19 protein-coding genes are annotated in these 21,311 nt (G+C 47.3%); 5 read left to right on the top strand and 14 right to left on the bottom strand.

Annotated elements, in window-relative coordinates; genetic code table 11:
- Positions 1-22: 22 nt before the first annotated feature.
- The 6 genes from MKZ04_RS21585 to MKZ04_RS21560 all read right to left on the bottom strand — a co-directional run bounded on the left by MKZ04_RS21585 (position 23) and on the right by MKZ04_RS21560 (position 7,112).
- Positions 23-919, bottom strand: a complete 897-nt coding sequence (locus tag MKZ04_RS21585) for a PhzF family phenazine biosynthesis isomerase (RefSeq protein WP_035339170.1) — start codon at positions 917-919, stop codon at positions 23-25.
- 112 nt (positions 920-1,031) lie between these two features.
- Positions 1,032-3,584 (bottom strand): bifunctional lysylphosphatidylglycerol flippase/synthetase MprF, encoded by a 2,553-nt coding sequence (mprF, locus tag MKZ04_RS21580; protein WP_023856445.1) that lies wholly within the window; start codon positions 3,582-3,584, stop codon positions 1,032-1,034.
- A 180-nt stretch (positions 3,585-3,764) separates the two neighbouring features.
- Positions 3,765-4,295, bottom strand: a complete 531-nt coding sequence (locus tag MKZ04_RS21575) for a YfiT family bacillithiol transferase (RefSeq protein WP_020450614.1) — start codon at positions 4,293-4,295, stop codon at positions 3,765-3,767.
- Between the two features lie 14 nt (positions 4,296-4,309).
- A complete protein-coding gene (locus MKZ04_RS21570) occupies positions 4,310-4,921 on the bottom strand; it encodes an NUDIX hydrolase (protein ID WP_020450613.1) in 612 nt (203 codons plus the stop codon).
- Positions 4,918-5,511, bottom strand: a complete 594-nt coding sequence (locus MKZ04_RS21565) for an NAD(P)H-dependent oxidoreductase (protein ID WP_020450612.1) — start codon at positions 5,509-5,511, stop codon at positions 4,918-4,920. Before MKZ04_RS21565 ends, MKZ04_RS21570 begins: the two co-directional genes overlap by 4 nt.
- Positions 5,512-5,639: 128 nt before the next feature.
- Positions 5,640-7,112 (bottom strand): extracellular solute-binding protein, encoded by a 1,473-nt coding sequence (locus tag MKZ04_RS21560; protein ID WP_020450611.1) that lies wholly within the window; start codon positions 7,110-7,112, stop codon positions 5,640-5,642.
- 50 nt (positions 7,113-7,162) lie between these two features.
- Here MKZ04_RS21560 and MKZ04_RS21555 point away from each other — a divergent pair, with 50 nt between their 5' ends.
- Complete coding sequence (locus MKZ04_RS21555) at positions 7,163-8,008, top strand: helix-turn-helix transcriptional regulator (protein WP_020450610.1); 846 nt, start codon at positions 7,163-7,165, stop codon at positions 8,006-8,008.
- Here the strand turns inward: MKZ04_RS21555 and MKZ04_RS21550 are convergent.
- From MKZ04_RS21550 to MKZ04_RS21535, 4 genes are all read right to left on the bottom strand, one after another.
- Positions 8,005-9,552, bottom strand: coding sequence for a glycoside hydrolase family 43 protein (locus MKZ04_RS21550; RefSeq protein ID WP_020450609.1), 1,548 nt, complete (start codon positions 9,550-9,552; stop codon positions 8,005-8,007). The genes MKZ04_RS21555 and MKZ04_RS21550 overlap by 4 nt on opposite strands.
- Positions 9,542-11,140, bottom strand: coding sequence for a glycoside hydrolase family 43 protein (locus tag MKZ04_RS21545; protein ID WP_020450608.1), 1,599 nt, complete (start codon positions 11,138-11,140; stop codon positions 9,542-9,544). The genes MKZ04_RS21550 and MKZ04_RS21545 overlap by 11 nt, the downstream gene beginning before the upstream one ends.
- Before the next feature lie 160 nt (positions 11,141-11,300).
- The gene (locus MKZ04_RS21540; protein WP_020450607.1) at positions 11,301-12,161 is read right to left on the bottom strand and encodes a VOC family protein; all 861 of its coding nucleotides are present in this window, start codon (positions 12,159-12,161) and stop codon (positions 11,301-11,303) included.
- Complete coding sequence (locus tag MKZ04_RS21535) at positions 12,133-12,591, bottom strand: DoxX family protein (protein WP_020450606.1); 459 nt, start codon at positions 12,589-12,591, stop codon at positions 12,133-12,135. Before MKZ04_RS21535 ends, MKZ04_RS21540 begins: the two co-directional genes overlap by 29 nt.
- Positions 12,592-12,821: 230 nt before the next feature.
- On the opposite strand from MKZ04_RS21535, the gene MKZ04_RS21530 reads away from it, so the two are divergent.
- From MKZ04_RS21530 to MKZ04_RS21520, 3 genes are all read left to right on the top strand, one after another.
- Positions 12,822-13,160 (top strand): winged helix-turn-helix transcriptional regulator, encoded by a 339-nt coding sequence (locus MKZ04_RS21530; protein ID WP_020450605.1) that lies wholly within the window; start codon positions 12,822-12,824, stop codon positions 13,158-13,160.
- 153 nt (positions 13,161-13,313) lie between these two features.
- Positions 13,314-14,291, top strand: coding sequence for a glycosyltransferase family protein (locus MKZ04_RS21525; RefSeq protein ID WP_341047269.1), 978 nt, complete (start codon positions 13,314-13,316; stop codon positions 14,289-14,291).
- Between the two features lie 106 nt (positions 14,292-14,397).
- Positions 14,398-14,976 (top strand): class I SAM-dependent methyltransferase, encoded by a 579-nt coding sequence (locus tag MKZ04_RS21520; RefSeq protein WP_020450603.1) that lies wholly within the window; start codon positions 14,398-14,400, stop codon positions 14,974-14,976.
- A 149-nt stretch (positions 14,977-15,125) separates the two neighbouring features.
- Here the strand turns inward: MKZ04_RS21520 and MKZ04_RS21515 are convergent, their stop codons facing one another.
- The 3 genes from MKZ04_RS21515 to glvA form a co-directional block, all read right to left on the bottom strand.
- Entirely contained in the window at positions 15,126-16,718 is a 1,593-nt protein-coding gene (locus tag MKZ04_RS21515; protein ID WP_026580632.1) for an alpha-glucoside-specific PTS transporter subunit IIBC, read from the bottom strand.
- A gap of 15 nt (positions 16,719-16,733) precedes the next feature.
- Positions 16,734-17,504: a MurR/RpiR family transcriptional regulator gene (locus tag MKZ04_RS21510; protein ID WP_020450601.1), complete on the bottom strand. Its 771-nt coding sequence runs from the start codon at positions 17,502-17,504 to the stop codon at positions 16,734-16,736.
- 107 nt (positions 17,505-17,611) lie between these two features.
- Positions 17,612-18,961 (bottom strand): maltose-6'-phosphate glucosidase, encoded by a 1,350-nt coding sequence (glvA, locus tag MKZ04_RS21505; protein WP_341047265.1) that lies wholly within the window; start codon positions 18,959-18,961, stop codon positions 17,612-17,614.
- A 182-nt stretch (positions 18,962-19,143) separates the two neighbouring features.
- On the opposite strand from glvA, the gene MKZ04_RS21500 reads away from it, so the two are divergent.
- Positions 19,144-19,473 (top strand): YnfA family protein, encoded by a 330-nt coding sequence (locus MKZ04_RS21500; RefSeq protein ID WP_161513128.1) that lies wholly within the window; start codon positions 19,144-19,146, stop codon positions 19,471-19,473.
- Here the strand turns inward: MKZ04_RS21500 and MKZ04_RS21495 are convergent.
- Complete coding sequence (locus MKZ04_RS21495) at positions 19,470-21,305, bottom strand: sigma-54-dependent Fis family transcriptional regulator (RefSeq protein WP_341047263.1); 1,836 nt, start codon at positions 21,303-21,305, stop codon at positions 19,470-19,472. The genes MKZ04_RS21500 and MKZ04_RS21495 overlap by 4 nt on opposite strands.
- Positions 21,306-21,311 lie beyond the last annotated feature (6 nt).

The raw sequence follows: 21,311 nt of genomic DNA, 5'->3' as shown, positions 1-21,311 counted from the left end.
TTAAAAAAAGGCGGTATCTGTTTTACACCTCGAAGCTCTGCTTTTCAGCAAATACAGCGGTTCCTGTCATCCGCACTTTCATGATGCCGTTTTGTTCCGCAACTTCGATTTTCACTTTTCCGTCTTTTCCCATTTCCTGGCCCTGTTCGATTAGAAAATCAGTCCGGCCCTCTTCACAGAATTCCTTTCCGTACGTTTTCATATAAGCGCCCATCACTCCTGATGCTGTTCCTGTGACAGGATCTTCACTCGTTCCGGAATAAGGCGATGAAAAATGCCTGCCGTGAAGCTGGCAATCCCGATGAATCGTCTCCAGGCAAAACGGGTGGACTGATGCCCGCGGCATTTCGGTTAAAATGTTGGGGAATTCAGCTTGAACGGGCTTCATCCTGCGGATTGCGGCCAAATCTCTCACCGGCACAAGCAATGTCCATATCCCTGTGCTGCCGTAAACAACGGGCAATGCTTCATGAAAGTCCGCTTCGCTGATTCCCAGCGTTTCCGCCAGTTGGCTTCTGCTTCCTGTGAATGACTGAAAACTCGGTGGCGCCTGCTCCAACGTCACCAAAAACCGCTGATTGCCGTCAGAAGCGGTATACACGGAAAGAACACCCGCTTTTGTTTCGACCTTCAACTCCGCCCCGGCTTCGATCGCGCCTTTTTCCAGAAGCGCATAAAGTGAAGCAACAGTCGCATGTCCGCATAGATTCATTTCATGGCCCGGCGTAAAGTAGCGGATCCTTATGTCGGCCGACTCGCTCGGCAGCAGGAAAGACGTTTCGTTATAACCTGCCTGTTCAGCGATCTTCTGCATTTCACGATCGGTCAATCCGTCTGCTTCAAGCACGATGCCCGCCGGGTTTCCCAGACCCGCCGTCTTTGAAAATGCGTCATATCTTAATACTTCAATTTGCTTCATTTTGATCCCCCATTTGTCGAGTTCGATCCTTTCCTTCCAATCATTTGCAGTATACCGCCTTTCATTGCTTCTTACAATGGCAATCTAAAAAAGACCGTTTTAAAAAACGGCCTCACTTCGTTCTCCTTCCGATCAGCCTCGTCACAAGGATCATCGTCACCGGGAGAGATCGGTTTTTCCGGTAGGCTAAATATTTTCCCCGCCAAACCGGTTTATATTTTTCTTTAAAAGACCGCAGTCCGCTAAAACTGTACATGTAGCTGACATTGTTGAAAATCACAGCGGCTAATCGCTCCGTCCAGAATGACTGAAACGATGTCCCTACATTCGATAAAGGGGCCATTCCCATATTGAAGGCCGTGTAGCCCTGTTCTTTTCCCCATTGAAATAAATAGATGAACAGCGCATCCATGATTCCTTTCGGCGCTTTCTTCGAATAGCGCATCAGATCGATGGATATTTCCCCTTCGCGGTACATCGGCATGATATTCATAAACGCGACGATCTCACCTTCTTCGCTTTTTAAAACGGCAATCGGCGCTTTCTGCAAATAATCTTCATGAAAAAACCCGAGCGAAAAGCCTTTTTCTTTTTTTCGGCCGAGCCATTCATCAGATACCTGCCTCAACTCGTTGAGGAATTCTGCCGAAAACGGCGGCTGTTCGACATGAAATGTATACCCTTCCCGTTCAAAGCGGTTGTGAATCGCCCTTAACCCGGCCCGCTTTTTTCCGGTGATTGTAAAGGTGTCAAGGTCGACAATCGCCTCTTCTCCAAGCTTGAAAAAACGGTATCCGAAATCATGATAGAGCCCCATGTCTTCTCGTTCGATCTGATAGAAAATGACAAGATACCCTTTTTGGTCAGCCGTATGAAGAAATTCTTTGATCACGAGCGGAAACGAGCCTTCCAGGCCGGACGGGTCGCCGAGCACAACGAGACGCTGGCCGACTTTGGCGAATTGAATCAGCGCATTCCCGTCGCTTGAATAAAAAAACCGCTTGTCACCTAAAAAGCCCAAATGACTCAAAGCGTTTCCGCCTTTTTCTTTTAAGAATGCCTCCAGTTTCTCCGGATCAGGAGCTTCACCGACCTCTTTCGTTTTCCTGTTAAACGTCCAGATGAAAACAACGAAATACAGCGGAACGAAAAATAATGCAAAAAACGTCGCGAAGTCGACATGGCGTTCACTGTGAATGAAATAATCTTTTACGAGAATATGGCCGAGCGCCTCCCAAATGTTTGAAGCGATAATATTGTAATTCAGCAAAGTAAAGAGAAAGATAAAAGCTCCCCATGCGATTTGCCCGAATGTGTAGACAGCCCGCTCCCTTGTAAACTGCCCCCTCAGCAGGACAAACAGGACAAATACCACAGGAATCATGAAGACCGCGCTAATATTAAAACCTTTAAAAAGCGTGAACAGAAAGGCAAGAACCAAAGCGGTCAGCGTCATATAATAAGATCTCTTTGTCCTCCGATAAAGCTCCAGCGGCAGGATCAGCAAAATCAAGCCGAAACTGAGGGACAAGCCGTTAAAAAACACCAGCATGTACTTCGGAATATTCGGTATCAATGTAATCCTGTCAATCGGCAGCGCCACGGATGCGATCACAATCGCTCCGCTGCAAAACGCGATGACTGAAAGCGAACCGTTCAGCAGTCTGAATAACAGCGCTCTGTGTAAAATCAACAGAATATTGGTCGTTTCTATTGCCGGGGCAATAATCGGCTTTTCTTCGAGCTTCTTCATTGTATTCCCAGTCAAATCGGCTGCTGCAAAAATAAGGCCGAATACAAAAGGGATAAACGAATAGGCAAGCCTGTAAAGCACAATCGCCGTCAGAGTGATTTCCTGATCAACCCCAAGCTTGCTCATCCCCACCAAAAAAAGCAGGTCGAACGAACCGAATCCGCCGGGAACGAGACTGATCATTCCGGCTACAGATGCAATTGTAAAAACGCCGAGAACGGTTTTCGCATCTAAATCGACCCCCATCGTTACAAGGGAATAATACATAACCGCTGCAGCGGCAAACCACTCGATCACAGATGCACCCAAATACGAAAAGAAGACCGAAAGCCGCATGCCTTTTTCGGCTCCTGCGCTTCTCCTCTTTTTGATCATTAAAATGATGGCCGTACCGGGAGCGATTATCGCCGTACCGGTAACAGCCAGCAGCACCCACGCTTTTTCTGTAAACAGATCTCCGGCAGGCAGAATCCCGGCAAGGACGAGAAGGCAGAGGACAGACAGCCCGAGAAGAATGGAAGACGCAAGCCATGCGATCCCCCTGATCAGCTTCTTCACATCATCAACATGCTCTTTGTAAAGGATCGTTCTCAATCCTGCACCGGACAATCCGCCGAACCCGAGAACATTGTTAAGCGAGTTAGCGATCCAGGACACCTTGATCGTCTTCCATTTCGAAACCTTCATTCCGAGGGAGCGAACCAGAACAAAATCGTATAATGTCATCGCCAAAATGGCGGCAAGTCCGAGAAAAACAAGGATAAACAGGTCAACCCGATTAATTTGATCGATAATCAAAAATGTTGCTTTAAAAGACAGCCCGGCCAGTTCTTTTTTCGCTTGAAAAAAGACAAACAAAAGAACAGCCGCCGGAATTACAATCCTTAAAATCGCCAGCGCATTTTTTTTCATGAAAAACCACTTCTCTCTAATCACAGGATAAATCCATCACGTTTTGAGTGATAACTCATATATCTTACCTTAATTTACCGGCTAGAAAAAGCAAAAACCAACGATTCTGCTGTTATGTTAGTGTTAACCATCCCCCCTGAAAACAAACGGTAAACAAAAAACGCGCAGCGGCGCGTTTTTTCAGTTCCAACCCATTCTTTTTCGAAGCTCTGTAATATGGGCAATATGGTGGTGTGAGTGCCACACATAGAGAGCGAGCGCTTGATACAGCTTCATTTCCTCTCCTGTGTCAGGATAAATGTACGCTTTTTCAAAATCCGCTTCTGTTAAAGATTCAAAAAAAGCGGTCCAGCGCAGATGCAGCGTGTTCAAAAGCGCCAGCGACAAAGCCGGATCGAGCGTTCTGGCATCGGTAAGTCCGGCCCAATTCTGTTCGTCAAACGTGCGGATCAAAGGCGCCTCCTCAGTCAGTGCCAATTTGCTTCGAATATAGCCGTTCATATGGCTGTCGGCAAGATGGTGAACGACTTGCCGGACAGTCCAGCCTCCGGTCCGGTACGGCGTATCAAGCTGTTCTTCATTTAGTCCCGCCACCGCGCTACTCAGGAGATGCGGCGCTTGCTTCAGATCCCCGATCCATTTTTTCCGTTCCCTTTCTTCCGCTTCAAGCGGTTTTGAAAAAGTGCCGATCGGATATTTCAACTGATCCATTGTCTGTTCCTCCCCTAGTCGCAATACACTGCATCATGCTTTCCAAAAAGGTATTCGATCTGTTCATACGTATTCCTTGCTTCAGATAATTCAGGCAGATTCTCCAATGGGAAAAAACCAAGGTTTTGCGTTTCCATCCCCGCTTCCGCCTTGCCTCCGACAATTTGACAGGCAATAAACAGCTTATAGATGTGGAAGGCGGAAGGAGGGTGGTTATGGCGCTTTTTATCAATGACCGCCAAAAGTTTGTGCGCCTTGACTTTCAAACCTGTCTCTTCAAGCGTTTCTTTAACCGCAATTTCTTTCGGCGTAAAGCCGATGTCTGCCCATCCGCCTGGCAGCGCCCATTTACCGTCTGCTTTTTCCTGGACAAGGAGGAGCTTATGATCTTTAAAAATCACGGCTCTCACATCGACTTTAGGTGTTTGATAGCCCGATTCTCCGGCAAAAAGCTCTTTCACTTTTGAGAAATCGGTTTCCGCATAATCGGCGATAATTTCACAGCTCAACTCGCGAAGCCGCTCAAAACGTTCACGATCAAAGTCATCTTTTGTATAGGCAAGCCCCGCCTGGGCGATGGCTTGAATTTCCTTCGCCCAATCCAGCCATTTCAGATCCTTTTTCATTCGCTGATCCCCCGATCTGCAGGAGCTATAGACCGGTAGACACGGTCAAGCCATTGCGTTCGTTTTCCGTCGGAGCTGTCTTTCACACCGGCAAACAGCAGTCGCCTTACCCGCCGTACGCCGCAAAACTTCAACATCACATCTTTAACCGTCACCCAGTCGGCATCCCGCCGCCAAAACCGCAAATACCATGATGGGGCGTCAGCCGTGTAGTAAACCGAAGCCGTAGGCGCCTTCAGCAGGCCTTTTGGCAGCTTTCCTTGATATGTATAAGCTTCTCCGGCTGCAAAAACGCGGTCAATAAATCCTTTCATGATCGCCGGCATCCCGCCCCACCAAAGCGGATAAATGAAAATCAGATGGTCGGCGTTTTTGACAATTCTTCGATATTCGGCGGTTTCCGGGTCGCGCTTCATATCAGAGCGCCTCTTCTTTTCATCAAATAAAAGAACGGGATCAAACCGGTCTTTGTACAAATCGATGACATCATAAGAATGCTTACCGTCCTCAAGCGCCTTTATGACTTGATTTAAAATGGCTCCGTTGAAACTGTTTGGATTTGGGTGTGCATATATAACGGCAGTCTGCATATCGCTTCCTCCTTTTCGTCCTTTGATGGAATTATATTGTTTATTTTGCAGAATTTAAAGAAAATGAACTTGGAGCAAATATGATGAAAAACCCTTTCCTTTTGAAAAAACGGAAAGGGTTTTTCTGTTTAGTTTGCCTTTTTCAGATCTTCATTCAGCTCTTTCATAATCGTTCCGCCGCCATGCTTCTCCCATTTTACGACTGCCTTGTCAAAGCTTTTTTCATTGATTTCCCCGAGAATAAATTTGAATGTGGCGTCATCGATGATTTTCTTCAATTCTGTTCCCCTGTCCATCTGTGCGGCGGAATACAGCGGTTCGGCCGGATTCTGGACTGCGATTGCCCGGTTGTCCTCCTCAAGCTTTTCATTTTTGGCGCGCAGTGGATCTTCAGCGCTTTTTAAAGCTTGTTTATTGATGCCGATCAGCTGGTTTAACGGCTGAATTTCCGCTTCCCACAGATGGTAGTATTCCTGTTTTCGAAAATAGCCGCTGTCGCCTTTCTTTTCATAGTGTACGCCTTCTATTCCATACAGCATTAAATTGTTGAGGTCTTCTTCAGCGATTCTGTCAAAAAATGCGAGAATTTTTTTGACCTCTTCTTCAGTCTTGACGCTTGATTTCGAAATGGCGAACATCCCGCCATGGCCGCCGAGCGCCCATGTGCGCTCCTTGCCGTCGGGGCCTTTGATCCGGTTTGCGATCTCAAGCTGAAATTCGGGATTCAAAGCGAGTCCCTGATCACGCAAGTTCATGGCATCGCTCATTGCGCCGATGTAGATTCCCGCTTTTCCCTGAATCACTAAATCCTGCTGCTGCGTTTTGCTTGTCACCGCGAAGTCCCGGTTCATCAGGCCTTCTTCATAAAACTTTTTCATATATGCCATTGTGTCTTTATAGGCCTCATGCTTAAAATAAGGAAACAGATTTTCGTCTTCGTCGGTCCCCCATTCATTCGGTGCGCCAAAGTACGAAGCCAAGGTTTTAAACGCTCCGAAGGTGAGATCATTGCGGTCGGCAAGACCGATCGTATCGTCTTTTCCGTTTTGATCGGGGTCCTGTTCTGTGAACGCTTTTGCTATTTTATAAAGGTCATCAACGGTTTCCGGCATTTCCAAGCCGAGATTGTCGAGCCAATCTTTCCGAATCACGACTCCCTGTCTGGCCATCGGCCTTTCTCTATAAATCCCGTAAACTTTGCCATCAACCGAGATATTTTTTAAAATGGTTTTATCAAGCGTTCTTAAATTCGGATAGTCTTTTAAATACGGACCGATTTCCCAGAACATTCCCGAACGCAGCGCGCTGACAACCGCTGAATCTTCAAGATCAGGCAATGTCATCACTTTAGGCATGCTTCCGCCAGCAAGCGTTGTATTGATCCGCTCTTCTTTTGTTGAATCCGGAACCCAAATGAGCTTCAGCTTTGTATTCGTTTTGTCTTCAATGATATCAAGCGCCTTCTCCTTCGGAGGCTGCGGCGTGTGGAGCGGTACGAGCCAATCGATTTCAAGCGCCCCGCCCTCTTCTGTTGACGCCTTTTGCTGCGTGCAGCCCGCTGAAAAAACCAAGATCAAGATCAGGCAACATAACTTTTTCATATGATCCCTCCCGCTTGATAAGAAAACGTTTTCAAGGAGGAATGCCCGACATGCTCCATCCTAAATATTTCATAGCCGAGCATTCTTTTTCGATTCAATATATGCAGAGAAAAGGATTTACCGAGATGAACGCGCCGCATGTTCATGAAGGCTATGAACTGTATTATCTGCTCAGCGGAGAACGCACGTATTTTATTAACCAAAGCGTCTATACCGCGGAAAAAGGCTCGATGATCATCATCAACCCCCACGACCTCCACCGAACGTCAAGCACGGAAGTTCAAGAGTTCGAACGCATCCTGATTAATTTCTCGCACAATTTCATTGAACCATTGCTTGAGTGCAGCCATTATCGGCTGCTTCCGTTTCCGGAACATCAAAATTTCATCGCATTTTCCCTCCGTGAACAGGCGGCAGTCGAACACCTGCTGATGGAGATGAAGAAGGAGTGCAAGCTGAAAAAAGAAGGACACGAAGATGTCGTGAGGGCGCTATTGTTTCAGCTGCTTTTTACCATTTACCGGAGCCTTGCGGGCGGCGGACGCAATCAAACACGGCCGCTTCACCCGATGGATGAAAAAATCTCGGAAATCGCTTCATATATCAATGGCAGCTTTCAAGAAACGATGACATTAAACGGGCTGGCCGGACAATTTTATATCAGCCCATCATATTTAAGCAGAGTGTTTAAAAAAGTGACCGGTTTTCATCTTCAGGAGTATATCCGGCATATCAGAATCCGCGAAGCGAAAAAACGGCTTCGTGATACAGACGAGAAAATATTGGACATCGCCGCGGATACCGGTTTTAAGCATATCAGCCACTTTAATAAAGTATTTAAAGAAATCGTCGGCATCCCGCCGCTTCAATACAGGAAAAAAAGCAGAGACATTTAATATGCGGTATAACGGAACCAGTCAAAATCAGCGGCGGCCTTTCTGCCGCTTCCGCCATTATTGGCGAATACCCCCACCATCGTTCCTGTATGTCCTTTTGCGTCACGCGACCCCTCATCGCTTAAGAAACGGGCATCATAAGTACCGCCTGCGTGATGCCAATGCTTCCCTTCATAACTGTAGTAAAAATCCCTCTTTTGCTTATTGATGACGGCTTTTAAATACAGCGGGCCGGCTTCGGCATGTTTTTCCCCAAGCGTTTTTTGGAAGCCGGAGCGATTTTCCATGACCTTGATCTTTAATCCTTCTTCATAGGTCAGACAGCATTTCAAATAATTATGCGTGCTGTAGTAGCAGACGATCCCCGCTTGCTCGCCGGACGCCGCAGGTGAAAAGTCGAGTTTCACGCCGGCGCTGTATTGGTGGTGCTTTTCCCTTCTGACGACCGTATTTTTTGCGCGGATGTCGTGTAAATCCCAATCACCTGTCCATAGCCTGAGATATCCCGGTCTTTCGGTCAAAGACCAGCCTGAATGGTCGGGATTTCTGACAAACTGCCAGTCAAGACCGAGCGTATCATCGTCAAAATCGTCGAAAGTCTTTTCATCCCATTTGACCGGAGGAAGGTTGGGAGCGCGCTGGATCAGACTCGGGCCGTTCAAGCCGTTGATGACAAACCAGCCGTCATCCTTCCATTCGACGGGATCCAAAGCGGTCTCTCTGCCAACCGTTGTATAGTTTCCCTCATTGGGCCGCCCGCATAGATACACCGCCCACCATTCTCCATTCTGGGTTTCAACGAGCTTGCCGTGCCCCGCTCTTTGAATCGGAGCATCCGGGTCTGTCTGCGTTAATATCGGGTTATACGGGCAGGGCTCATAAGGACCGTACAAATGCGTCGAGCGGGCTGTCGTGATCGAGTGGGAATATCCGGTGCCTCCTTCCGCCAATATCGCGTAGTAATACCCGTCTTTTTTCAGCACATGCGGCCCTTCAGGCGCCCTTCTCCCGGTCCCTTCCCAAATCTGAACCGGCTCGCCGGAAACTTCTGTGCACTCGTCATTTAAAGGAAAGAGCGTGCAAGCAGGACTGAGCAGCATATAGTGTTTCCCGTCGTCATCAACAAAGTGAGACGGATCGATGCCGCTTCCTTCATCAATGAAAACGGGCTTTGAATAAGGGCCTTCAGGACGGCTGGACTTGATCATGATCTGTCTGCGGATCAGCTCTCGTCCATTGATGACGGTCGGTCCGTTCAGCCTGTGTGTCGCGAAAATGTAGAAGGTTCCGTCATGATACGAGATATCGGGCGCCCAAATGCCGTGTGAATCATTGATATCAGACAGATCCAATCCGTCATTCTCCGTAATTCCGTGGCCGATGATCTTCCAATGGACTAAATCTTTAGAGTGGGAAATAACGATTGCCGGGAAATACTGAAACGTTGAGTTCACCATGTAAAAATCTTCCCCGACTCTGATAATTGAAGGATCTGGGTGAAAACCGGTCAACACCGGGTTCGTATATGTGTGTTCACCATTCATGACATTCCCCTCCTGCCGGTTCGACCCTGAACCAATCGATATCGCACCAGCCGTCCTGTCCGTCTGCTCCTCCGGTATCCGTGCAATATACACCTGCCTTGGCACCCGTCCATCGCCCGGGAACAGCCTGAAACGAATCCCCAATCTGTGTGAAATGACGCTGATCCATGCTGTAGCTGAAACGGCACACCGCCTGTTCATCAACAGTCACGCGCAAATAGACCGTTTCCGCCTGTACACCGTGCTCTTCTGTTTTGACATCTTCCTGCTCACCTTCCATACGGCCTTTGTATACAGAAAGCCGATAGCCGTTTTCCGATTTCGAAAAGCCGAGATAGGCGTATTCCCTTCCCATTACAGCCAAGCCGGCCAGCATAGTGTCCGAGAAGGCGTTTAGCGACAATTTGACTGTTGCTGTAAAGCTTGGGCCCGAAAATTTCTGCATCAGAAGGTTCGGCAGACGGCTCAGTTTGAACGGATGCGGGATGCCGCGGCTGTACAAGCGAAGCCGGCCGGGAGTGGCGCTGAGAGAGTACCAGTCTTGCTTCGGATTCGCTTCCCATTGCCAATGAAGCGCAAGGCGATCTGAAGAAAAATCATCATTGGCATGGTCAAAGGGCTGTTTCACTTCTTTGGCGTTTGTCTTCGGCTTTTCCCATTGCAAAACAGGTTCGCCGATCCCGTCGCCGTCTATGTCTTCGCCCATCAACGGCCAGCCGTCGATCCAGCGGACAGGTTGAAGGTGTACTACTCTGCCGAATGCTCCGCGATCTTGAAAGTGGATAAACCATGATTCTTCGGAATCAAGCTCAATCCAGCCTCCCTGGTGCGGACCGTTAATCGCTGTATTTCCTTGGTGGAGGACAACCTTATCTTCATAGGGACCGTAAATCTGCTTGCTCCGCAAAACCGTCTGCCAGCCTGTCTTCACCCCTCCAGCCGGGGCAAAGATATAATAATAGCCGTCTTTTTTATACAGTTTCGGCCCTTCAATGGTAGGGTGGTTCAGCGTACCGTCAAAGACGATCTCGCCATCGTCTTCCAATGCCGTTCCGTCTTTTTTCATTCGGCAGAGATTCAGCTTGCTCTTGATTCCGATTCTGCTGTTGGCATAGGCGTGGATCAAATAGGCATTTCCGTCGTCATCCCAAAATGGACAAGGATCAATCCAGCCCTTTGTCTTTTTGACATGTATGAGAGGCTCCCATCCTTTAAACGGATCTGATGTTTTGCTCATAAAGATTCCCTCATCAGGCGTAGCGAAATACACCAGGAATTCCCCGTTATGGTACCGAATGCTCGGCGCCCATGCTCCTTTGCCGTGAGCAGGGGCCTCGTATTCGCCGAAGGGGAGCTCGTCAAACACATGGCTGATCAAAGACCAATTCACCAAATCTGTCGAGTGCAAAACGGGAATTCCGGGAAAACAGGAAAAACTCGAGGCCGCCATAAAAAAGTCGCTGCCTTTCCGAACGACATCGGGATCTGAGTAGTCCATGAAAAGAACGGGATTGCAAAACCGCCCGCCGTCAACATTCGGATTCCAGACAGGCGGATGTTTCGCCTTGCCAGTCAGGCTTTTTGCCATCAACCTTCACCCCTGTTTCATTTCCAATTTTTCAAATTCATGTTAGCACAGCTGCCGCCCCTGAATCTTTGTTATTAATGTCTGTTTATTCTCATTCTTTGCTATTGTTGTCCTTTGATTGAATGGCATAAAAAAAAGGCGAAACTAAAGTTTCGCCTTTTCAAGCAGTCAACCTGATATCAATGCCTGAAGCCGGGTCTTTAACAAACCATGCGTTTTCTTGATGCTCAACGGCATAACCTGAGCTTTTCAGTTTTTTCACGATGCAGTCCAATTCCGCCTGACTCGGGAGAAGAACCGTGTAATATGCCATGCCTGCCGCATTAAGTGGAGCAAATGGCGCATGTTGTCCGGCCCAGATGTTTAAGCCGATATGGTGATGGTAGCCTCCGGCAGAGACGAAAAGCGCTGACATGTGTTGATAATCTCCTGTAATATCAAATCCCAGCACAGAGTGGTAAAATTCTTTCGCCAGCTTTAAATCCTTGACATGAAAATGGACGTGTCCGATTTTTGTTTCAGGGGGAAGACCTTTCCATTCGTGACCATCGGCTTCTTCAAGAAGACCTTGGACATCAACCGGCTCCGTACCCATCACGTAGTTCCCCTGTTCATCACGCTTCCAGCCCTCGCACGGGCGGTCCCGGTAGATTTCAATTCCGTTTTGATCAGGATCTGACAAGTAAAGCGCCTCGCTGACAAGGTGATCTCCCTGGCCGAGTTCAATGCCGGAGCGGAGCAAATGCTTCACAGCCATGCCGAGCTGCTTGCGATTTGGAAGCAAAATGGCAAAATGATAAAGGCCTGCTGCCGATCTTTCAGGCAGCACAACAGCATTTGGAATTTCCTCAATAATCAGAAGCGGATTTTTCCCGTCAACTGTGAACTCCGCCGTTTTTCCGTCACGTTTTAATACTTGAAAACCGATCACATCCCTGTAAAAAGAAACCGATCTTTCAAGACGGCTCACCTTCAGCTTCACATATCCGAGCTCAGTGCCCGGGTGGATTTGCTGCGTCATCTGTTTTTCCTTCTTTCCTTGGTTTCTCCTGCCCTTTGGAACGGAATAAACCATCAAGAGACAGCATGCGGCTTCCGCTCAAGCCCAAGTATACAGACATTGCAAGAAGCGCTACATCAAATTCATAGCCTGCGCCTCCATCCGTTCCCATGAATCCGGCGGATAGCTTAACAGTGAAAATGGCCCCCAGCATGACAATCGCAAATAAAAGGCCAATCACACGCGTACCGAGCCCGAGAATCATTAAAGCCCCTCCGGCCAATTCGATAATCGCTACGATATAGGCGAGAAAGCCCGGAATTCCGACACTGCTGAAAAATCCTACAGTATTTTCAATCCCGCCTTGAAATTTTGAAAGACCGTGAAGCAAAAATGTAAGACCGGTAACCAAACGTAAAATAAATGCACCTAATTCGTATTTGTTGTTCATTATTTTCTCCTCTAGTTTATTTTTTATTTAAAAGACCAATGACGTACACCAACTTTATCCATCTATCAACATATCATCCGCGTAAGAAGTCTGCAGTGTCCTCCTTTTTTCGTTCGTTACTTACTTTGTGTAAGTTAGTATATATAAATAAGAAACTTACGTCAAGACATTTTATGAGCTTTGCTCATTCATTGATATACCGTTATAATAGACCTAGAGAGGTGAGAAATATGAGCCTATCATCTTTATGTCCGAAATTCGAAAAAGGAATGAAAATGATAAGTCAGCGCTGGAATGGATTCATCATTCACCAGCTTCTTAACGGCCCGCAGCGGTTTTGCCATATAGAATCTTCCCTTCCCATCAGCGGAAGGCTGTTATCCGAAAGATTAAAAGAACTCGAACACGAAGGCATCATCCACCGGCACGTGTATCCAGAAACTCCGGTGCGGATCGAATACTCCCTGACTGAAAAAGGACAGGCGCTCGAATCGGTCCTTAAAGGAATGGAAAAATGGTCGCAGGAATGGATCGATCCGGACGGCGCCAATGAACGGGAAAATCATTAAAAAAGGCGTGCATCTCAGGTGCATCGCCTTTTTGTTTTGCCGTTTTATTCCGCATATTTTTCAGATCCCCGCCTTTTTCATGCTTGCCTGAACATCAATTTTTAATCCTCATATATTAAATAGGGAAAGATTACTTCCTGAGAGGAGAAAGAAATGCGGAGATGCTTGAAAATATTAGTTCTGATTAAAACGTTTTGGAAGACCATGCCCAAACATGAAGTAAAGTATAAAATGATGAAATCTCTGGAGGAGTTTGCCGAAGTCATGTACTGGCATACAGACGGCTATCTTCCGGATATTTTGGACAAAATCCAATTTCGCCCTGATTTCATTTTCCACTACGACATTGCCTACGGCTTCTCATTATCCCCAAACATAAGGGGGCTCAAGGATACAAACATCCCCACCGGCGCGTTTGTGATCGATTCTCATTTTAATCAACAGATCAGAAGCAGCTATTTCGAAGAAAACCAAATTGATTTAATTTTTTCAGTGACAAAAGAGCATTTTTTAAATGAATATCCCCAGTATGAAGAAAAATTCAGATGGGTTCCATGGGCAGTTGATCCAGAAATATTCAAGGACTGGAAGTTGAAAAAAACGATAGACTATTTGCTCATGGGACTCGTGCATGAAGGAAACAAAAGATACCCCCCAAAAGGAAAATACCTTTTTAGGGAAGCTGTACTGCAGACCATGAAGCATGAAGAAGGGTTTGTTCACCACACCCATCCCGGCAATGTCATAACTGATGAAGAAGAAATCAAGCAGGCTTTTTTGAATGAAAAGTATGCCCAGGAACTGAACAGGGCCAAGATATTTTTCACGTGCGGAAGCACCCTTCGCTACCCGTTGTTGAAATTTTTTGAAGCTCCTGCCTGCAGAACGTTGTTGCTGGCGGAACCAAATCAAGATATTTACGATCTTGGTTTTAAAGACGGCACCCATTTCATTGCTTGTGAAGTTGAAGACTTTTATGATAAAGCAAAATACTATCTTCAAAACGAAAAAGAAAGGCAGCGTATCACAGACAACGGCTACCGTCTCGTTCATTCGCGGCATACCTATCATGCGCGCGCACAAGAAATAGCAGACGCGATAATAGATTTTTTGGAGCAGCGGAAACGGTGATGAATGGATCCATTTTTCTTATCCGGCGGGATTGTTCCCGCACGCATTTTCTTTCCGGACATATATTTCTATTACTGATGATTTAAAAGATTTCGAGGTGAAAAACATGGGAACGGAAATGCCCGCTGAGTTTTATGATCAATTTATTGACCGACATCTGATTCCGCTTGAAAAAAGTCCTTGGAAAAAGGTGTATGAAGAAGCTGCACGTCTATTGCCGGAGTCCAAAGATGAAACGATTGTTGATATTGGCTGCGGCACAGGGAGATTCGCAAAGCTTTTATATGACAAAGGATACAGAAAATATTTAGGCATCGATTTTTCCAAAGGAATGCTTGAAGAAGCCAAAAGGTATAATCCCTCGTTTACTTTCATCGAAGGGAATGTATATGACGAGGCGATCGTCCGGATGCTGCAAAAATACAATGTTTTTATTTTGCTGGAAGTGTTAGAGCATATCGAGAAAGACAAGGCGTTTTTATCAAGTCTTCCTCAAGGGAGCGATATGGTGATTTCTGTGCCTAACTATGATTCTCGCGCCCATGTCCGCCACTTCAAACATATTGACGAAGTCATCGAAAGATACGACGGCATATTGGATTTTCAGGGCAGCGAAAAAGTCGTCATTAAAACATCTGAACAGCTGAAGAATGAAATTTACGTGCTGAACTGCAAAAAAAGATAATAAACGGGAATTGGCATGCAGCGAGCTAATGCGGATAACCTGTGAAGCGTTAGCTTGTCTCTGCATCAAAAGAGCATCCCCCAATCGTACATGCAAGTCTCCGCAACTTGCATTTGTCGTTTCAGGAGATGCTATTTTCCCCGGCACAATTATGATTGATCCAGCAGCTTCTCAACCCTTTCACGGACTTGCGGAACCGAAAGACCGATGATAATTTGCAAGGCTTTCCCGTTTCTGACGACACCGTGAACGCCAAAGGACTTAAACGTACTGTCCGGCTCCACTTTCGATTCATCATACACGCTGACTCTCAGTCTTGTCGCACAATTCGTCACTTCAGCTATGTTTTCTTTTCCGCCGAGCGCTTTGATGCAAAGAACCGCCTGATCGGTTTCATCCATTTCCTGCGCAGCAGAAACCTCTTTTTCGGACTCTTTTTTCGCCTTGTATTCTTTTTTCGAATAAAATTTGGTCTCCTGCTGCTGGTCTTTTTCACGCCCCGGTGTGGCGATATCCAATTTTACAATCAAGAACCTGAATACGAAGAAGTAAATGGCGGTGAAAGACAAGCCGATCAAAATTTGAAAAATATAAGTGCTGCCATGCTGATGAAACAGAGGGATCCAGTTGAGCGTTAAAATCTCGATTAAACCGCCGCCCATATTTCCGACAACCCCTGCAGCATACATCAAGGTTGCCATCGTCGCGGCCAAGAGACTGTGTACGAAAAACAGCAGCGGCGAAATGAACAAAAACGTAAATTCGATCGGCTCCGTGATCCCCGCAATCACCGCTGTCAGCGTGATCGGAATCAGCAGACCGGCAACGATTTTCTTCTTTTCTTTTCTGGCTGTTACATAGATCGCGAGCGCGATCCCCAGAATTCCGAAGATTTTAGAGTTTCCGTGGAGCGCGAATCCGCCTTGAGGAAAGAGCTCTTTCAACGGCTCAGAGCTTGCCGAGAACTCGCTGAGATGCTGCGCCCAATAGGTGACAATTCCGCCTTCAACTACGGCCGGGCCGAAAACAAATGGCGTGTAGATGAAGTGATGCAGGCCTGTAGGGATCAAAATTCTTTCCAAAAATGTGTAAACCCATACACCGAATGCTCCTGAGGCGACAAGGAAGCTTTGCAGCGACGCAATGCCGCCCTGCACCATCGGCCAAATCCACGCGGTCGCAAGCGCTACCGGAAGCATGATCGCAAATGAAATGATAACGACAAATGAAGAGCCTTGAAATATTCCTAAAAAATCGGGCAGCTTCTTATCAAAGTAGCGATTGTGGATATAAACGACAATCGATGAAATCAGAATCGCCCCGATAATGTTCGTATCAAGGGTTTTGATGCCGGCGATTTCCGCAAGTCCGCTTGTTCCTCCGGCTTCCTGTGTCATATCAACACCGAAAAAATCGCCCCATACTGTCAAAATGGCGCTGACAAAATAATTGAAGGTCAGATAGGTAGTAAGCGCTTCCAAACATGCCCTCGCCTGCGCTTTTTTCGCCAGTGCGATCGGAATTCCGACCGCAAACAGCAGCGGCATTTGCCTGAAGACAGTCCAGCCGCCTTCTTCAAGGATATACCAGAATTGATACCAAAAGGTGTCCTGACGGGCAAGCGCTCCCATCAGCTGCTCATTTTTAAATAATGTGCTGAGGCCCACGACGATCCCGGCAAAGGCAAATAGCAAAACCGGCACAAACATGGCGCTTCCGAATCGCTGTACTTTTTGCATCAATGCGAATCCCCCCTGTTATTCCTGATTTTTCTTTTCTTCAGCGTAGTCGACATAGCTGCGAAACAGCGCTTCCCCAACGAGAAAAAAGGGCGCAAAAGCTGTCAGCTCCGTTTTTGGATAAACCGTCACCGTCTGGCTCGGCGCATAGAGATTGTAAGGCGTGAGCTGGGCGAGCAGATTATTTTTCAAATTAGTCAAAGAGATAAAAGGAATGCCTTTTGCCGACAGAGACTGTGCCTGCGGAATCAGCGACGGGGTTTCTCCTGACAGCGAAATGATGATGATCAGATCGGCCGGGCTAAAATCAGGAAACATGAGGTCGAAATCGATTTGATCTTTGATCACCGTCAAATAACGGTGCTGAGAAACAAACATTCGCTGCAGCTCATAAGCGCACGTGGTCTGAGCGGTACCTGAACCATAGACAAAAATGCGGTCTGCTTCGTCAATGAGCTGACACATCTTGCGCAAATCCGTATTTTTCAAATACTTCATGCTTGCTTCCATATCCCTCATGAGGCATTCAAAGGAACGGCAATCTTCCCGCTCTTCTTCCCGTTTCTCGGCCTCCCATTTCAGAAACACCCTGAACTCGCTGTACCCGCTGAAATCCAATTTTTGAGAAAGCCTTAAAATCGATGTGCGGGATACGTTGCATTTCTTTGCTAATTCGTTGATGCCCAGCTTGTAGCAAGTGTCTTGATGGTTCAAAATATATTTCAAAACATGAAAGTCGTTTTCGTTCAATTTTTTATAATGCTTGTTCATTAATTCTTCCAACTGCATCATTTTCACCCCATTTATTCTCTGTCTCTATTATATAAAATACGAGAATAAATGGGAGATATGCCTGGGCTGGCCGGTATGGCTCAGGAGCCCAGGCGCTTTTATCCTTAAAGCGACGGCTGAAGATGTTCCCCGGAGAGCTCCGGCCAATATGCTTTGTTCGCTTCAATCAGATCATCGAGAATCAGTTTGGCTGTTCTTGCATTCGGCACGGTGCGCGACAAAATCAGAGCCTGCCAAAGCTTTTGATACGATTTTTCAATCCAGGCTTCAACGACAAGCTTTTCAACAGACACCTGCTGTTCCATCAGCCCTTTTTGGAACTGCGGTATCTTGCCGATTGTGATCGGCTCCGGACCGTTTTTGCCGACAATGCAAGGCACCTCAACCATCGCCGATGAATCGAAGTTTTGGATCGCTCCGTTATTTTCAACAATTAACAGCATCCGTTCACCGGTATTAAAAGCAAGGGCGCGCGCAAGGTCGACAATATATGAAGCATGATCATCAATTTTGATTTTGCTGCCGGCGCTGGATTGGGCTTTTGCGATTTTTTCACACTCGCCGAAAATGAATTTTTCCCGCCCTTCCATTACTTCGTTCGCCCGCGTGAATTCAGGGTTTGATTTTTTCACCATGTCATCGGGATAAAAATAATATTGCAAATACGTATTTGGAAGCGTCTCAGGATCGAGTTCATATACTTCCCTCGCTTTTTTGAACGTGTCGTTCCAGCTGGCCTCAGCCTTTTCATGTTCGTGTTCAGGAATATAGCCGAACTTCCCGACGTGCTCCTTGATCGCCGGCATCAGATCATTGCCGTTTTTATCACAAATTGACGTCCACCAGCCAAAATGATTAAGACCGTAATAACGGACGACCATCTCTTTTCGTGATGACAGCCCGAGAATTTGAGCCATCCTGTCTTCGATACCGATCGGCATATCGCAAATGTTCAGCACTTTTGATGTCGGCCGCAGCCTTCTCGTCGCTTCGGCAACGATTGCAGCCGGGTTTGAATAGTTCAGCATCCACGCATCAGGTGAATAAGTTTCCATATAATCAATGAGCTCAAGGACGCCGCCAATCGACCTCATTCCGTACGCAATCCCTCCGGGTCCGCACGTCTCCTGGCCGACGACTCCGTATTTCAGAGGGATCTTTTCATCGAGCTCGCGCATCGCATATTTGCCCACTCTGATATGAGCCATGACAAAATCAACATCGGAAAACGCCTCTTCCGGATCGGTTGTCGCTAAAAATTGAATGTGCGGAGCCCTTTCTCGAACCAACACTTCACAGGCGCCGGCTATCTTGTCTTGCCGCTCCCCATCATTGTCATACAATTTCAGCTGTCGGATCGGGAAATCATCCAAATTGTCCAAGAGCATCAATACAATCCCCGGGGTAAATGTGCTTCCTCCGCCTGCAATGACAATCGAATACGTTTTATCCATTTTTAAAGCCCCCTTATAAGCGTTTACAATTTACTTATATCATGCTGAAGGAGCCGTTCCAACAGGTTCGGGAAAGACAGTTCCTATACTCGCGTTCTGTTTATTTTCCCGAAAAACGGGAACTTTCCCGGCCGTTTTATGTCGTGTAGAATAAAGGCAATTCACTGAATTGGAGTGTGTTGTTGATGCTGATCGCAATCGGTTTATTTTTGCTGGCGGGCTTGGCTGAAATCGGCGGGGGCTATCTCGTATGGCTGTGGCTGAGGGAAGCCAAACCGCTGTGGTACGGGGTAGCCGGAGGGCTGACTTTAATCATTTACGGCATAATCCCGGCTTTTCAGGCGTTTCCATCGTTCGGGCGCGTCTATGCCGCGTACGGGGGCGTATTTATTATTCTGGCTGTGCTTTGGGGTTGGCTGGTGGACAAAAAAACCCCCGACCTCTATGATTGGGCCGGGGCCGTGATCTGTTTAGCCGGTGTCAGCGTCATGCTTTGGGCGCCGAGAGGTTAAAGGTTATACTTTCGAAGCCGCTTGTAAAATGTGCTTCTTGGAATTCCGGCCTGCTTAGCCGCTTCGGACACATTTCCTTTCGTTTTTTGCAAAGCTTCCATCATCGTTTGTTTTTGAACACGTTCTCTGAATGTGAGCCGGTCTTCTTCAGAAGGCGCGCCGCTTTTCCAATGGAGTCCGTCCAGCACCGCGCTGTATTGGGACGGGGCGATCAGCCCGCCGTCCGGAAATAAAACCCTGAGCCTTTCAAACGTATTAAAGAGCTCACGGACGTTTCCCGGCCAGTGATATTCTTGAAGCCGATTGAAAAAAACCGGCGGAAAATCGGCCTTCCACCCGTGTTGCTGCTGATAGTGGCGGAACAAATCAGGTATGTCCTCTTTGCGCTCTCTGAGCGGCGGTACTTTTACCGGATAAACATGAAGGCGGTAATACAGATCTTCACGTATCTTTCCTTTTTGGAGAAGATCTTTCAGATCACGGTGTGTTGCTGTGATGATTCTGATGTCGAGGGGAACTTCACGGATTCCGCCGATCGGGGTGACCTTCCGCTCTTCGATGATCCTTAAGAGCGCCACTTGCATCTGATAAGGGATCTCACCGATTTCATCGAGAAAAATCGTACCGCGGTGAGCCTGTTCAAACTTCCCTTTTGAACCGCGGCGCTTTGCTCCTGTAAATGCACCTTCGGCATAGCCGAACAATTCGCTCTCCATCAGGCTTTCAGGAATGGCGCCGCAGTTGACGGCGATAAAAGGCCCGTTTCTCCGAGCGCTTGCCTGATGAATGGCCCTTGCGGCAAGTTCCTTTCCGGAGCCTGTCTCCCCCCATATGTATACATTCGCATCCGTCTGAGCCGCAAGCCTCATGTCGTTAAGCGCCTGCTGAAACGCCCGGCTTGTTCCGGTTTCTCCTGGATAGATGAAACCGGATGCGAGTGATGGAGCTGTTTTTTTGCGGGAGACTTCAGCCAGTGCCATCGACTTTCCGAGGGGCCTCCCGTCTTTTGCGGAGAAAATCGTCTGCTTGTGCACGCCGGCAAACCCGCGCTCATACAGATCATTGACATCCATTCTCCTCCAGTCGGAAAAACGTTCCCGCACCGATCTGCTCGCAGCTACGATTTTGTCTTTTTCATTGCAGACGATAAACGGCTGATCCGAATCGATTTTTTCAAGACAATGGCTGATGAGCTCGGCTTCGTTTTTTTTCGTGTGTACGCTGACCTCGCGCTCGATGGCGTGTGCGGCAGTAGCAGCCATCCCAAGCATAAAGGGATGCCTTCTATCCGTGAGACAGGAAATATCAATCAAACCCATAACGGTGCCGTCTTCATCGCGAATCGGTGCAGCAGAACAGCTCCAATGATGGGATGCCACCGAAAAATGCTCGGTCCCGTGAATGGTGACAGCTTCGCCGATTTCAAGTGCGGTTCCGATGGCGTTCGTGCCGACTTCTGTTTCCGTCCAGCGCACACCCTCAACAAAATTGATTTTTTTCGCCTCTTCAAGCGTCCTCAGGCATCCGGCCAAACTCAATACGTACCCGTCGGCATCGATCAAGAGCGCCATCATTTCCGACTCTTTTAATTCACGGCTGATATTGTGTAAATAAGGCAGGGCGATATCGAGGAATAACGAATGTTTCTTTTTTTGAGCGTTGAATAAATCCTTTTTTAAAATTGACTGTCCTTTATCTAAATACGGATTTACATTTCGGCTTTTGCAGCGGTACCATGATTCCATGACTCTTTTGTTCAAGCGGGCCTGGTCAAGGAGCCCCTCCTGAACAAAACGTTTCCACGTATTTAAATAGCAGGGCGTCGGATTCATTCCATC

Origin of the sequence: Bacillus sp. FSL W7-1354 (assembly GCF_038002405.1) — a bacterium.
Classification (GTDB): Bacteria; Bacillota; Bacilli; order Bacillales; family Bacillaceae; genus Bacillus; species Bacillus paralicheniformis.
The sequence above is the reverse complement of the archived record's forward strand: the minus strand, read 5'-3'. Positions and strand labels throughout refer to the sequence as shown.